Origin of the sequence: Amorphus sp. 3PC139-8 (genome assembly GCF_040750475.1) — a bacterium.
Lineage (GTDB): Bacteria > Pseudomonadota > Alphaproteobacteria > Rhizobiales > Amorphaceae > Amorphus.
In genome coordinates this window covers 84,357-96,834 of the sequence record NZ_JABJVY010000001.1, presented here as the reverse complement: position 1 = coordinate 96,834, position 12,478 = coordinate 84,357, and the positions used below count along the sequence as shown (strand labels likewise).

Annotated in this window: 13 protein-coding genes; 2 read left to right on the top strand and 11 right to left on the bottom strand. The window is 64.6% G+C overall.

The features are described from left to right. Nucleotides 1-32: 32 nt before the first annotated feature. From HNS03_RS00440 to HNS03_RS00420, 5 genes are all read right to left on the bottom strand, one after another. Nucleotides 33-776 (bottom strand): ABC transporter permease, encoded by a 744-nt coding sequence (locus HNS03_RS00440; protein ID WP_367192249.1) that lies wholly within the window; start codon nucleotides 774-776, stop codon nucleotides 33-35. A gap of 3 nt (nucleotides 777-779) precedes the next feature. Further along, the gene (locus tag HNS03_RS00435; protein ID WP_367192248.1) at nucleotides 780-1,583 is read right to left on the bottom strand and encodes an ABC transporter ATP-binding protein; all 804 of its coding nucleotides are present in this window, start codon (nucleotides 1,581-1,583) and stop codon (nucleotides 780-782) included. Continuing rightward, nucleotides 1,583-2,410, bottom strand: a complete 828-nt coding sequence (locus HNS03_RS00430; protein ID WP_367192246.1) for an ABC transporter permease — start codon at nucleotides 2,408-2,410, stop codon at nucleotides 1,583-1,585. The genes HNS03_RS00435 and HNS03_RS00430 overlap by 1 nt, the downstream gene beginning before the upstream one ends. A gap of 76 nt (nucleotides 2,411-2,486) precedes the next feature. Beyond that, entirely contained in the window at nucleotides 2,487-3,470 is a 984-nt protein-coding gene (locus tag HNS03_RS00425; RefSeq protein ID WP_367192244.1) for an ABC transporter substrate-binding protein, read from the bottom strand. Nucleotides 3,471-3,581: 111 nt separating this feature from the next. Then, nucleotides 3,582-4,523 carry a LysR substrate-binding domain-containing protein gene (locus HNS03_RS00420; protein ID WP_367192243.1) on the bottom strand — a complete coding sequence of 314 codons (942 nt, stop codon included), beginning with the start codon at nucleotides 4,521-4,523 and terminating at the stop codon, nucleotides 3,582-3,584. Between the two features lie 103 nt (nucleotides 4,524-4,626). On the opposite strand from HNS03_RS00420, the gene HNS03_RS00415 reads away from it, so the two are divergent. Further along, nucleotides 4,627-5,064 carry a VOC family protein gene (locus tag HNS03_RS00415; RefSeq protein ID WP_367192241.1) on the top strand — a complete coding sequence of 146 codons (438 nt, stop codon included), beginning with the start codon at nucleotides 4,627-4,629 and terminating at the stop codon, nucleotides 5,062-5,064. A gap of 104 nt (nucleotides 5,065-5,168) precedes the next feature. On the opposite strand, the gene HNS03_RS00410 is transcribed toward HNS03_RS00415, so the two are convergent. Together HNS03_RS00410 and HNS03_RS00405 are read right to left on the bottom strand one after the other, a co-directional pair. Then, entirely contained in the window at nucleotides 5,169-6,512 is a 1,344-nt protein-coding gene (locus tag HNS03_RS00410) for an amidase family protein (protein WP_367192240.1), read from the bottom strand. Next, nucleotides 6,509-7,234 carry a GntR family transcriptional regulator gene (locus HNS03_RS00405; protein WP_367192239.1) on the bottom strand — a complete coding sequence of 242 codons (726 nt, stop codon included), beginning with the start codon at nucleotides 7,232-7,234 and terminating at the stop codon, nucleotides 6,509-6,511. Before HNS03_RS00405 ends, HNS03_RS00410 begins: the two co-directional genes overlap by 4 nt. A gap of 90 nt (nucleotides 7,235-7,324) precedes the next feature. Here HNS03_RS00405 and HNS03_RS00400 point away from each other — a divergent pair, with 90 nt between their 5' ends. Continuing rightward, nucleotides 7,325-9,028 carry a thiamine pyrophosphate-binding protein gene (locus HNS03_RS00400; RefSeq protein WP_367192238.1) on the top strand — a complete coding sequence of 568 codons (1,704 nt, stop codon included), beginning with the start codon at nucleotides 7,325-7,327 and terminating at the stop codon, nucleotides 9,026-9,028. Nucleotides 9,029-9,034: 6 nt separating this feature from the next. Here HNS03_RS00400 and HNS03_RS00395 read toward each other — a convergent pair whose 3' ends face one another. Genes HNS03_RS00395 through HNS03_RS00380 form a run of 4 tightly spaced genes read right to left on the bottom strand, consistent with a single transcriptional unit; the run spans nucleotide 9,035 to nucleotide 12,460 of the window. Further along, nucleotides 9,035-9,826, bottom strand: a complete 792-nt coding sequence (locus HNS03_RS00395) for an ABC transporter ATP-binding protein (protein ID WP_367192236.1) — start codon at nucleotides 9,824-9,826, stop codon at nucleotides 9,035-9,037. Continuing rightward, on the bottom strand, nucleotides 9,823-10,659 hold the full coding sequence (locus HNS03_RS00390) for an ABC transporter permease (protein WP_367192234.1): 837 nt from the start codon (nucleotides 10,657-10,659) through the stop codon (nucleotides 9,823-9,825). Before HNS03_RS00390 ends, HNS03_RS00395 begins: the two co-directional genes overlap by 4 nt. Next, nucleotides 10,656-11,507, bottom strand: a complete 852-nt coding sequence (locus HNS03_RS00385; protein WP_367192232.1) for an ABC transporter permease — start codon at nucleotides 11,505-11,507, stop codon at nucleotides 10,656-10,658. Before HNS03_RS00385 ends, HNS03_RS00390 begins: the two co-directional genes overlap by 4 nt. Continuing rightward, nucleotides 11,504-12,460, bottom strand: coding sequence for an ABC transporter substrate-binding protein (locus HNS03_RS00380; RefSeq protein ID WP_367192231.1), 957 nt, complete (start codon nucleotides 12,458-12,460; stop codon nucleotides 11,504-11,506). The genes HNS03_RS00385 and HNS03_RS00380 overlap by 4 nt, the downstream gene beginning before the upstream one ends. Nucleotides 12,461-12,478 lie beyond the last annotated feature (18 nt).

The following is a 12,478-nucleotide window of genomic DNA, read 5'->3' as shown; positions in this document are numbered from 1 at the left end:
CAGTTTGGGGTGTGAGATAGCGAGGACGCGGATCAACGTGACTTCGCGTGGCGCGTCAGTCGCTTTTCGAAAAGCCCGACGAGCTCCACGAGGACGAAGCCGAGCGTGAAGACGACGAGGACCAGGGCCCAAAAGCGGGTCATCTGGAACGTCTGAAGATAGGTTTCGAACAGAGCGCCGAAGCCGACCAGCGCAATCACGATCTGGCCGATGATCACGCCCTTGACGCCGCGGACGACGCCCAGACGGATTCCGGTCATTACTTCGGGCATCGCGGAGGGCAGCAGGATTTTCCAGAACATCTGCCAGCGCGTGGCGCCATTCGATCGCGCCATCTCGACCAGGGACGGACTGACGCCGCAAATGCCTTCGCGCGTGTCGATGATGATGACCCAAACCGCGAATAGGAACACCGTCGCGACCACGGTGGCCTCGCCGATCCCGAGAAGCGGCATCAGTGCCGGCACCACCGCCGTCAGTGGCGCGGAAATGAAGATGTTCACCCACACGTTCAGGATCTTGTCGGCGGCTTCGAAGCGTCCCATAAGGGCGCCCACGGGGATGCCGACGGCAAGTGCCAGCGCCATGCCCAGGGCGAAGGAACGGGCGGTTACGACGAGCGCGTTCTGGAACGACGTGAGCTGTACGACCTCGCCAATGGTCACGAGGATGGCGCTCAGCGGCGGGAACATCGTGCTGTCGGCGATCTGCGTCGCCACTTCCCAGAAAAGGGCCCAGGCGACGAGGGACAAGAGGATCGGAAGACGGCCAGCCATCGGTCAGCTCAGATATTGCTTGAGCTGGGACCAGATGTCGTCGACCGCATCGAGATAGCGTTGATCCCGGCGCACGGCATCGGGCCCGGCATTGCGGTCGAAACCGGGACGGATCGACTTGACCACCCGGCCGGGATTGCGGGTCAGAAGCACCACCTGATCGGAGAGGTAGACGGCCTCCTCGATGGAGTGGGTCACGAAGATCACCGACTTCTTCTCTTCGCGCAGCAGCTCCAGCAGGTCCTCCTGCAGCTTGCGGCGCATCTGTTCGTCGATGGCGGAAAAGGGCTCGTCCATGAGAAGCACGTCGGCATTGACCGTGAGCGCGCGGGCAAGACCGGCCCGCTGGCGCATGCCGCCGGACAGTTCGCTGGGAAATTTGTGCTCCGAACCGGCCAGGCCGACGCTTTTGATGTAGCGCCGGGCGACATCTTCGCGTTCCGCCTTCGGCGTCCCGCGCAGTTCCAGCCCGAACGCGACGTTGCGCAGGACCGTCGCCCACGGCATGAGCGCGAAATCCTGAAAGACGAATGCCCGTTCCGGGCCGGGACCGTAGACGGTCTTGTTGTTGACCCGGACTTCTCCGCCCGAGGCCGATAGCAGGCCTGCGATGATCTTGAGCAGCGTGGTCTTACCGCAGCCCGACGGTCCGAGAAGTGTCGTGAGCTCGCCGCGGCGGAATTCGATCGTCACGTCGGAGAGGGCTTCCGTCCCGTCGCCGTAGCGCTTGGAAATGCCCACCGCCTTGACGATGACCTCATTGGCGGAGACAGCGTCCGTCTCTCGGATGGCGCTCATGGAATTCATCAGCGGCTCCCCTGTCCCAGAACTTTGAAGATGCGGCGTTCGATGAGCTGAAGCCCGGTCAGGACCAGGGTGGCGAATGCGATCACGGAAAAGATGGCGGCGAACATTTCCGCGTAGCGGGCGATCGAACGGTAGTAGCTGATGATGTCGCCGATGCCCGTCGGCGTGATCAGAAGTTCGGCGAGAACGATGCCGATGAAGCCGCCGGAAATGCCGAGGCGGAGCCCCGCGAAGATCATGCCGCTGGCGTGTGGAAGCATGATCTTGGTGACTTGCTGTCGCCGGGTTCCCATGAAGGACCGCGTCATCTCCAGAAGCGAGTCGCTGGTGTGGCGGATGCCGTTGTAGGAATTGAGCGTGACCATCGGCAGGCTGAGAATGACGACCGCGATCACCTTGGCCGTGATCCCGATTCCGTAGGCGTAGGTGATCAGCGGGATGATGGCGGCCATCGGCGCGGTCTGCATGATGATCATCGGAGGAAAGAGCGCCAACTCCGACATCCTGGAAAGGCCCATGGCCACGCCGAACACGACACCGAAGATGGAGGTGATGGCCAGGCCGATGAGGAGTGGAGGCAGCGTCCGTCCGTAGGCTGAGAACAGTTCGCCGCTCGCCATCAACTTGACCAGTGCGACCATAACCGCGCTGAACGGCGGAAACGCCAAGCTGATCGGGATCTGTCCCGCGATTTCCCAAGCGCCGAAAAACAGGACGAAGGAGAGGATCTTCCAAGCGATCGGCGGCAATTCACCGACCCGGTAGTACAGCTTCCCGGTGGAAGGGGCGGGAGCCGGGCTGTCGTTGGAAAGCGTGTCGGCGGACATCGGGTCCTTCATGCCTTGCGACCGGCAGGTCGAATGCGCCCGACAGGTCCGGGCGCATTCTCAATCCGGGAACGGCCTACTTGCTGCTGTCGACGGTCTTCAGCGCAGCATTGAGCGGGCCGAAATCCCAGACCGTCTCGAGGTTGTTCGCGATCGCGGGCTCCAGCTTACCAGCCTGAGCGAGGAACTGAATGTCGGCTTTGGCTGCCGCCTCGCCGCCACCGTTCGTCGGGAAGATGCCGGCCTCGACCGCATCCTGGAAATAGGGCGTGATCTCGGCGACCTCTTCGGCCGTAAGATCCGGCAGCAGGCCCAGCTCTTCGCGTTGTGCGGCGGGCCAGGACGGGTCGGCGACTGTTGCCTTGGCTGCCTTCAACAACTCCTCCAGCAGGATTTCAACGGCTTCGCCGTTCTTTGCCAGGAAGTCGGTGTTGGCGTAGAGCGTGGAATCGGAGGCGTCGACGCCGTCCATCGGCAGTCGGCCGAACCGGTCCGGATCGCTATCCAGAAGGACCTTCGAGCTGACCATGTCGAGGAAGGTGGCCTTGATGTTGCCCTGCTGCATGGCGACGACGCGGACTTCGGAGCCCGGCACGTAGCTGATCTGGCTGAACTCGATCCCTTTGTTGGCTTCGATGATCTGAGCCAGCGTTTCGGTGCCCGATCCTCGCGAATGGACGACGAACTGCTCGCCGTCGAGCGCGTCCCAGTCGGGATAGATCGTCTTGTCGGCCACTGGGATATAGGCGAGCTTGCGGATCTGGTAGATGTTGCGGACCGGTGCGTCGAGATTGACGATCGGCTCGTAGGAATCGCCGACGCCCATATCGATCTGACCGTTCAAAACGGCCTGAAACACGATGTCGTCCGCGCGCAGCGAAGACAGCTGGATATCAACGCCCCGTTCCCGAGCCCGCTCATAGGCAATGAGCTGGATCAGGTCCTCGCCCGAAAAGGTATCGGCCTCGGCGACGCGAATGGTGCCGACATCCTGGGCTTGGGCGCCGTAGGCGGTCATCACGAAGAAAGCTGCCGTAGTGATCGGTTTAAGCATGTTCATGGGGATCTCCTGCGAACGTCCAACCGCGACCGAGGTCATGAACGGAAGCCTCGCATGGGCTCGATTAATCAGACCAATGGAAAGATCGAATAAACTATTCCCTTTCTTTTATTATTCCCGCGTCGCGGCGGATGGGGGACGATCGTCCGCCGCAGCTTGCAGAAAGCGGATGAACGCGGAGAGGAGGGGCGCGCCCGCAGCGGCCGGTCGGGACACGCACCAATAGCTCGCCCCGGTTCGCCAATCCGCGCCAGGAACGGCCACGAGCCGGCCGGATGCCATATCGTCTCGGACCAGGATTTCCGGAAGCAGGGCGGCGCCGAGCCCGGAACGGGCAGCCTCGAGCACCATGAAGAAATGCTCGAATGCGAGCGCGTTGGCCGTGTCGGTCTCCAGGCCGATGCCGTGGCGCGCGGCCCAGCGGGCCCATGCATGGGAGCGGGTGGTGTGGCTGAGCCTACGAACCCGCGCCACATCGGATGGCGCTTGAAGCCCATGGTGTGCGCTGAAGTCCGGGCTCGCCACAGCCAGCATCGTCTCCGGCATGAGGCGTTGAGAGGTGAGAGGAGTCCAGCCGCCGTGTCCCCAGCTTATGGCGGCGTCGATGGCGCCAGGGTCCCAGGTCACCGGATCCTTACGGTCGGTCCGGAAATCCGCGTCGATGGTGACGAGTTCGATCGCCGCGTGGGCGTGCGTGTCCAGAAAGCGGCCCAGCCGCGGCGTCAGCCACATGGCGCCAATGGAGGGCAAGGTTCCGATCCGCAGAATGCCGGGAAGGCTTTCGGCGAAGCCCTCCGTCGTCGCTTCGAGCCGGCGCATGGTCTCGGTGGCATAGTCCCAGAATCGCTCCCCGTCACGCGTCAGGGCGAGACTTCGGCCGTCCCGAGAAAACAGTGCCGTGCCGATTTCCGCCTCCAGCGCCTGCATGCGCCGGCTTACCGCGCTTTGCGTCAGGTCCAGATGGTGGGCGGCTTTCGTGAAGCTTTTGAACCGGGCGCAGGCCACGAAAAGGGGCAGGGCGGCGAGGACGCGGGAAGAGCGCGTATGCAACATGATCTATCGTGCATTTTCGGAATGGAGCCATGAGTATAGCGCAATTGAACGGGCGCGGAGAGCCGTTATCTCTCCCGGTGAAGCCGAGACTTGAGGAGAAAGCATGACTGTTCAGGACAAAGCCCGCCCGTTCCATCTTGCCTTCCCGGTGACCGATCTGGAGGAGACGCGCACCTTCTACCGCGATGTGCTCGGCTGCGGGATCGGGCGCGAAGACCCTGGCCATTGGATTGATTTTGATCTCTACGGCCATCAGATGTCCGCGCATTTGAGGCCTACGTCGCTTGCGGGCGACGAAACGGGCGTGGTTGGCGGCGATGCCGTTCCGATCCCCCATTTCGGGGTCGTGCTGACCATGGAGCAGTGGACCGCTCTCGCCGATCGACTGAAGGCCAACCCCGACACGCGCTGGGTGCTCGAGCCGAAGGTGCGCTTCAAGGGCGAAACGGGAGAACAGGCAACCCTGTTCGTTCTCGATCCCTCGGGCAATCCGCTCGAGTTCAAGGGCTTCGCCTCCGACGACGCGCTCTTTCAGTCGTAGCGAGCCGAGAGAATACAGAAAGAGAGCATCCTGGAAATGAAATAGGGTGCGGTTTCACGGCAGATTGCTTCGCCCGGCGCGTCCGGTCGCGGAGCTGTTGCCCATCATAGAAGCGACATGAGGTGTTGGGCGACCGGGAACAGCGCCGCGTCTTCATGCTCGAAACCCATGAGCTGAACCCCGAGCGGCAAGCCGTCCACGGACAGGACGGGAAGGTTCACGGTCGGTGCGCCGACGGCGGACGAGGCGTCGTTGTACCAGGGCGTGCCGACCTCCGGGTCGCCGTGCTGTCCCGGGCCGATATGGGCCAGCGTCACGAAGCCGTCCACCTTTCCCGACAGCGCGCGATGCAGGGCGCGCAGGGCATCGCGTCGGTCCAGCGCCGCGCGATAGTCATCCAGCGTGAGGGCGGCGGCGCTGTCGAGATGGCGATGCATCACGTGGCTGAACTGCGCCGGATGCGCTTGGCGCACTGCCAGCCAGGGCCAGCGGATCTCCCAGAACAAATCGAAGAAGAACTCCTGGGCGCGGGCGGTCGCCGCCTCATAGGCGGCAAACTCGGGGGATGCCTCCGGTTCCACGATTTCGACGCCGGCGTCTTGCAAGTGCGACAGCCAATCCTCGAAGGCGGCCTTGGAGCGCGCGTCGGTCTTTTCCCAGCCAATGGTGTATTGCCGCGCCAGCCGGGTCGGTTGTTTCGGTTCGGGGAACGGACCCGGCCGAAACGGGCGGTAGCCCGGATCTCCGCCGACGCCGCGGGCGATGATGGAGGCGCTCTCCCAGATATCGCGGAATGTCGCGCCGAGAAGGCCGAGATGGTTCAGTCCCGGCGAGGGGTCAACGCCGCCTTGGACGTTGAGAGCGCCGAAGGTCGGCTTGTAGCCGGGAACGCCGCAGATCGAGGCGGGCCGGATCACAGAGCCGCGCACCTGGCTTCCGGTCGCAAGCGGGAGCATCCCGGCGGCCACGGCCGCGGCGGAGCCTGAAGAGGAACCACCGGGCGTGTGATCGGTGTTCCAAGGATTTCGCGTCGGGCCGGGAAGCGCCATCGTGAATTCGGTGGTGACGGTCTTGCCGAGGACGTAGGCGCCGGCTGCACGCAGGGCGGCGACATGGGCGGCGTCGAACGCGGCGGGTGAGGCGTTATCGAAAACCGGGCTGTTGACGCGGGTCGGAAGGCCGGCGACGTCGAAGCAATCCTTTACCGCGAATGGCAGGCCGTCGAGCTCGGAAAGCGGCCGGCCTTGGCGCCAGCGGTCCGCTGCGGCATCGGCCGCCGCGCGCGCAGCAATGAGATCGAAGGAGACGAACGCTTTGACTGCGCCTTCCTGGCCTTCAAGGGCGGCAAGACATTCCTCCAGGAAATCTCGGGGGCCGTAGTCCGGAGAAAACCGGGCGCGAGCTGCGGCGAAGCTTCGGAACGCGGCCGTCTCGGGACGGTAGCTCATGCCGGGGTGTCCGGATTGCTGACGAGAATGCCGGCATCGGCACCGGGACGAAGCATCTGGCTGCAGGCGACCGGCGCCCCACCCATGTTGTTGACCCACCACAGCGAGAGCAGGGGCGCGCCCGGCGGGGTCTTGAGCATCATTGCAAAGCGGGGTTCGGCCAGGATCGCCTCCGCCCACACGGGTCCGAGCGCGACGGGCTGTCCCATGACCTCTGCGAGACGGGCCTCGAAATCCTCCGCTTCCGCCACGCCCTTGAGGTGTTCGGCAAGGCGGGGATGCAGATAGCGCTTGAGAGCGACCGGCCGCTGTCCGCCGGCCGAGGTCCGAATGAAGAAGGGACAATCGCGCCCGTGCGAAAGGTCCAGCATCTCGCGCACGACCGGTGGCGTGGGGCCGGCCCCGGTTCTGAGCAGTCGGCGCGCGCGTGACGCCGCGCCCAGCGCCTCCGGCATTGGAAGGCGCGGCCGCCCTTGCTTACCGGACGGTCGGGTGCGGACGAACGTTCCCCGGCCCGGTTGGCGCACGATCAGGTGGTCGCGTTCCAGGGCATCGAGTGCTTGGCGGATCGTGCCGCGGCTCACCTTGTGGGCGGCCTGAAGGGCGGCTTCCGATGGCATTCGCATGCCGGGCGCGAACGCGCCGTCTGCGATCTGATCCCTCAGAACGGCTTCCACCCGTCGGTAGAGATTCAACGCCTCGCGTGCCGACGCCTTTGCCATCGATCTGCCTCTTCAGAAGATATAATTGTATCTAACAATAGACATTTAAGCTACAGTTCTAAAAGAGATTATTTCCATAAGGCTTCCAACTTGACCGCTTCCGATTCCCCCGCCTACGGCAGCGATGTGATCGCCGATCTGCTGCAGGTCCTCGGCGTGCCGCATCTGGCAATCAATCCCGGTGCGAGCTTCCGCGGACTGCACGACAGCCTGGTCAATCGGACGGCTCCTGAGGCGCCGGATCTGATCCTCACCTTGCATGAAGCCCAGGCGGTGGCGATCGCTCACGGCTACGCCAAGGTTACAGGCGAGCCGATGGGCGTCGTGCTTCACGCCAATGTGGGGCTGATGAATGCGGTGATGGCGATCTACGACGCCTGGGCCGATCGCGTGCCGATGCTCATTCTTGGGGCGACAGGGGCGGTCGATGCGGCCCGGCGCCGGCCGTGGATCGAGTGGATCCACACCAGCCGCGACCAGGCCGCGATGGTTCGGTCCTTCGTGAAATGGGACGATCAGCCGGTCTCTGTCGCCGCGGCGCAGGAGGCACTGCTTCGCGGCTGGACGATAACGCGGACCGTGCCGTCCGCGCCGGTCTATATCTGCCTCGATACCGGCCTGCAGGAAGATCCGATCGAGACGGCGCCGGCACCGCCCGAGCTCGCCCGCTATGCGCCGCCCGCCGAAGCAGGCCTCGACATGGCGGCACTGCAACGGGTGAGAGATATGCTTTCCCGGTCCGAGCGGCCATTGCTGCTTGTCGGACGGCATGAGCGCAGTGAGGCAGCCTGGGCTGATCGGATCGCGCTTGCGCAAGCGATCGGTGCCGCAGTGCTCTGCGATCAGAAGTGCGGCGTGGGCTTTCCGAGCGATCATCCGGCCTTCATTGCCGCTCCGGCCCAGTATCCCGATGCGCGCACGGCCAAGCTTCTGGCCGAGGCCGATCTGGTGATCTCGCTCGACTGGCCGGATCTGAAAGGCCTCCTCGGCCTTAGACCCGATCGCGGGGAGGGTCTGGCGACCATCGTGGTTTCTCCCGACGAGCGCCTGCACAATGGCTGGTCGTTCGACCATTTTCCCTATCCGGAGGCAGACCTCCGTCTACCGATTCGGCCGGAGGTCTTTACCCGCACGTTGCTGCCCCTTTTGGAGAGTGCGGCGCAGTCGGCCTGGACCATTCCGCCCTCACCGAAACCGAACTGGCCGACCGCCGGTGCCATCACGCTTCCCGCCCTTGCCGATGCCTTCGATCGCGCGCGGGGAGACCAGCCGGTCTGCCTGACGCGGCTTACCTTCGGTCTCCCCGATGCGCAGGTGCGCTTCACCCATCCGCTCGATTGTATCGGCTACGATGGTGGCGGCGGCATCGGCTCCACCCCCGGGATCACGGTCGGTGCGGCACTCGCTCTGAAAGGCACGGGACGGCTGCCGGTCGCCATTCTCGGCGATGGCGATCTTGCGATGGGAAGCCAGGCGCTCTGGACAGCGGCTGCCCAGAAACTGCCGGCGCTCTTCGTCGTTAACAACAACCGCGCCTTCTACAACGACGTGGAGCATCAGGAAGCCGTCGCGCGCCGGCGCAATCGGCCGGTGGAGAACAAGACGATCGGGATGGCGCTGGAGGATCCGCCGCTGGACCTCCTCGCCATCGCCAGAGGCCATGGCTGTCAGGCGTTCGGCCCGGTGCGGCGCGTCGAGGAACTGGATGCCGCGCTCGCGCAAGCGTTTGCCGCCGCCCAAACCGGACCGGTCGTCCTTGATGTGGAGGTGCTGCCGCCTGCGCCGCGAGCTTGACCGGAGTCAGGCTGCCCGCGTCGCTGTCGGGCGACGGATCAAGGTCGCGACTTCCGAGCGGATGTGCACGAAATCCTCCCGCTCCTTGGTTTCGATCTGATCGCGCGGCAGCGGCAGCGGAACGGGAATGTTCGCGATCACCCGGCTCGGCGAGGTGGACAGCACGATCACTCGATCGGCCAGATAGACCGCCTCGTCGATGTCGTGGGTGACGATGAGGGTCGTGATCCCGAATTTCTGGTGCACGTCGAGCACCAGGTCCTCCAGATCGGCGCGGGTCTGGGCGTCGACGGAGGCGAACGGCTCGTCCATAAGCATCAGCTTTGGCCGGTAGGCGATGGCGCGGGCGATCGCGACCCGCTGCTGCATACCGCCGGAGAGCTGCCAGGGATAGCGGTCGGCAGCCCCAGTCAGACCTACGGCATCCAAGCTCTCGTCCACACGGTCCTTGCGGGCGGCGGCGTCGATCGATTGATATTTGAGCGGCAGCTCGATGTTCTCGCGCACTTTCAGCCAGGGCTGCAGCGAACGGCTGTATTCCTGGAACACCATCGCCAGGCCTTCCGGCACATCGGTAACCGTCCGTCCTTCCAGGGCGACCTCTCCGGATGTGGCTTTGAGCAGGCCGGCGAGGATCTTCAACAAGGTGGTCTTGCCGCAACCCGACGGACCGACGATCGAAACGAACTCACCCGCGTTCACCTCGAAGCTTTGCTCCGCAATCGCGACGCTGCTCGGCGTGTAGGCATGGTGGAGCTTGTCCACCTTGAGGACGGACGTCTGGTCGGATGAGGTCATTTCGCAAGTCTCCTGGCTGCCCGGTGCCAATAGAGCACATGGTTCTCGACCAGCGAGAACAGGCCGTTCAGAGATATGCCCAGAAGCGCGAGCAGCAGCACGTTTGCCCACATCGCGGCGAGTTGGAACGTGTTCTGGGCGTCGATGATGGCGTGGCCGATGCCGCTCGAGCTGGCGACGAGCTCGCTGACGACCATCAAAATGATGGCGATCGCAAGCGAGACCCGCATGCCGGCGAAGATATGCGGCATGGCCGCCGGCAACACGATGCGGAAGAGACGGGCGTGCGGTGGCAGGCGGAACACCCGGGCCATGTCGGTCTGGCCCTGATCCAGCGTGCGGATCCCCTCGATGCTATTCAAGAGCACCGGCCAGAGCGAGCCCATCACGATCAGGGTGATGCGCATGGTGGAATCGGTGCCCAGAAGGATCAAGAAAACCGGGATCAGTGCCGGGCTCGGCAGGGCGCGCAGGAACTCAAGCACCGGTTGGGCGGCCTCGGCCAATCGCCGGAAACCGCCGATAGCAAGGCCCAGTGCGACGCCCAACACGACCGCGATCGCCCAGCCGGCGAGCAACCGGCCGAGGCTCGGCAGCACGTCCCGGAACACGGCGTCGGTCAGGAAGAAGTGGGATGGGTCGCCGCTGAACCACAGCTCGCCGGCGGTCTGGAGAATGGTCAGCGGGGTGGGGAAGAAGAAGGAGCCGGCCCACATGGTGGCAAGCTGCCAAAGGATCACCAGCGTCACGATCCCGCTGTAGCGCCGCAGGCTCAGAAGGCGGCCGGCCAGAGCACCCGATGCGCCGGGACCTGGGGTGTCGATGGCGCTCATGTGTCGGCCTCCCGGCGGCTCCAACCGAACCAGCGCCGATCCAGCGCGGCGAGGCCTGCGTTCACGATCACGCCCAGCACTCCGGCATAGGCGGCGCCGGCGAGCACGGAGTCCATATGACCGCCGCTCGACGAGACACGGAAGATGAAAGCGCCGATCCCGGAACTGGTTGCCGCAAGCAGTTCCGCGCTGACCAGGACGACGAGACCGATGGAGGCGGAGATCTTCAGCCCGGTGAAGATCATCGGTGCCGCTTGGGGAAGCACGATACGTCGCAGGATCGCGCCTCGCGGCAGGCCGAAGCAACGGGCCGTGTCGGTCGCGACCGGATCGGCCCCGTGCACGCCATAGACGGTGTTGATCAGGATCGGCCACAGCGCGGCGTAGCTCACGAGAAGGAGCTTCATCGCCAGCCCTTGCCCGATCACCAGGATCGCGAGCGGGATGATGCAAACAGAGGGGATTGGTCGCAGCAGGTTGACGATCGGAAGCCCGATCTCGTGAGCGGTGGGCGAGAGGCCGAGCCAAAGCCCGAAGGCGACGCCCAGACCAAGGGCGATCGCGATTCCGAGGGCCCAGGCCCACAACGTGGCGGCCACATCGCTCAGAAACACGGGATCAAAGGCCAATTCGACGAACCGCACGACCACGCCGGTCGCGTGCGGGAGATACTGCTCGGGCACACCGGCGAAACGCGTCAGGATCTCGAATAACGAGATCAGAACCGCCCCGCCGAGGAGGCCAAGCAGGATCTTCCGAACCTGCGGGGGCATCCGCAGGCTCGGCAAGGATCGGCCGGCGCCAGAGGCACGCCTGGCGGCCGCCGCGGTGCCGGTCAGATCGGTCATTGCTCGGGAACCTTCACCGGGCCGTCGATCACGTCGAGCTGATCCATCAAATCGGCCACCACCGACAAGTCGCCTATGCCGCCTCCCGTGGGATAGGTGGGCAGGACGGCGGTCTTGGCCGTTTCCGGGCCGACACGCGTGTAGACCGAAAGCACCTCGCGGGAGCGGTCGGGATCGGTGTGGGCAACCTCCAAAGCCTTGGTCATCGCGCGCTGGACAGCGGCGAAGGTGTTGGGATTCTGGTCGCGGAACCGCGTGGTCGTCGAATAGCCGACGATCGGCATGTCCTCGTAGGGGCCGGTGAACAGGTCCAGGACATCGCGCAGGTCGTTATCGGCCATGGCCGGAGTGCGCAGCGGCTCGGGCAGGCAAGCCGCATCGATCCCGCCGGTCATCAAGGTCGAAACGAGTTCCGGTACGCCCAGCGCGACATATTCGATCGACTGATAGTCCTTGCCGTCTTTGAGCAGGACATCGTTCAGCGTGAGATCGCAGGCGCCGTTGGTCGACAGCACCCCGACCTTTTTGCCGATGAGATCTTCCGGCGTCTTCACCGGAGAGTCGCCTTTGACCGCGATGGTGGCGTAGCCCGGAGTGCCGCGGTCGAGCTCGCTCGCCGCCACCAGGGGAAGTCCGCGATTGTAGGCGGTCAGAAACGCGAACCAGGTGACGCCCGCGAAATCATAGGTGCCGCCGAGCACCCCGTTGAGAGAGGCCGGTGCGGTGGTGACCTGATAGGTCACGTCCAGGCCTTCGTCCTTGAACAGGCCGTCCTCGATCGCGATGACCACCGGCACATAGTCCATGGTCGGTAGGATCGCGACATTGAGCTCGGTCTTCTCCAGCTCCTGGGCGGTGGCCGGAGCCGCGGCGGTCAGCGTTAGCGCGGCGGCGACCATGGGAAACAGGCGCTGAAGGCTTCGACGTCGTTCGGATGGATGGATGGTTGTCACGGAAGGTCCCCGGTTGGT

What these genes read in the sequence shown, in the direction of transcription:
- HNS03_RS00440 (WP_367192249.1), bottom strand. Translation starts at nt 776, where the DNA reads ATGGCTGGCCGTCTTCCGATCCTCTTGTCCCTCGTCGCCTGGGCCCTT.
- HNS03_RS00435 (WP_367192248.1), bottom strand. Translation starts at nt 1,583, where the DNA reads ATGAATTCCATGAGCGCCATCCGAGAGACGGACGCTGTCTCCGCCAAT.
- HNS03_RS00430 (WP_367192246.1), bottom strand. Translation starts at nt 2,410, where the DNA reads ATGTCCGCCGACACGCTTTCCAACGACAGCCCGGCTCCCGCCCCTTCC.
- HNS03_RS00425 (WP_367192244.1), bottom strand. Translation starts at nt 3,470, where the DNA reads ATGAACATGCTTAAACCGATCACTACGGCAGCTTTCTTCGTGATGACC.
- HNS03_RS00420 (WP_367192243.1), bottom strand. Translation starts at nt 4,523, where the DNA reads ATGTTGCATACGCGCTCTTCCCGCGTCCTCGCCGCCCTGCCCCTTTTC.
- HNS03_RS00415 (WP_367192241.1), top strand. Translation starts at nt 4,627, where the DNA reads ATGACTGTTCAGGACAAAGCCCGCCCGTTCCATCTTGCCTTCCCGGTG.
- HNS03_RS00410 (WP_367192240.1), bottom strand. Translation starts at nt 6,512, where the DNA reads ATGAGCTACCGTCCCGAGACGGCCGCGTTCCGAAGCTTCGCCGCAGCT.
- HNS03_RS00405 (WP_367192239.1), bottom strand. Translation starts at nt 7,234, where the DNA reads ATGGCAAAGGCGTCGGCACGCGAGGCGTTGAATCTCTACCGACGGGTG.
- HNS03_RS00395 (WP_367192236.1), bottom strand. Translation starts at nt 9,826, where the DNA reads ATGACCTCATCCGACCAGACGTCCGTCCTCAAGGTGGACAAGCTCCAC.
- HNS03_RS00390 (WP_367192234.1), bottom strand. Translation starts at nt 10,659, where the DNA reads ATGAGCGCCATCGACACCCCAGGTCCCGGCGCATCGGGTGCTCTGGCC.
- HNS03_RS00385 (WP_367192232.1), bottom strand. Translation starts at nt 11,507, where the DNA reads ATGACCGATCTGACCGGCACCGCGGCGGCCGCCAGGCGTGCCTCTGGC.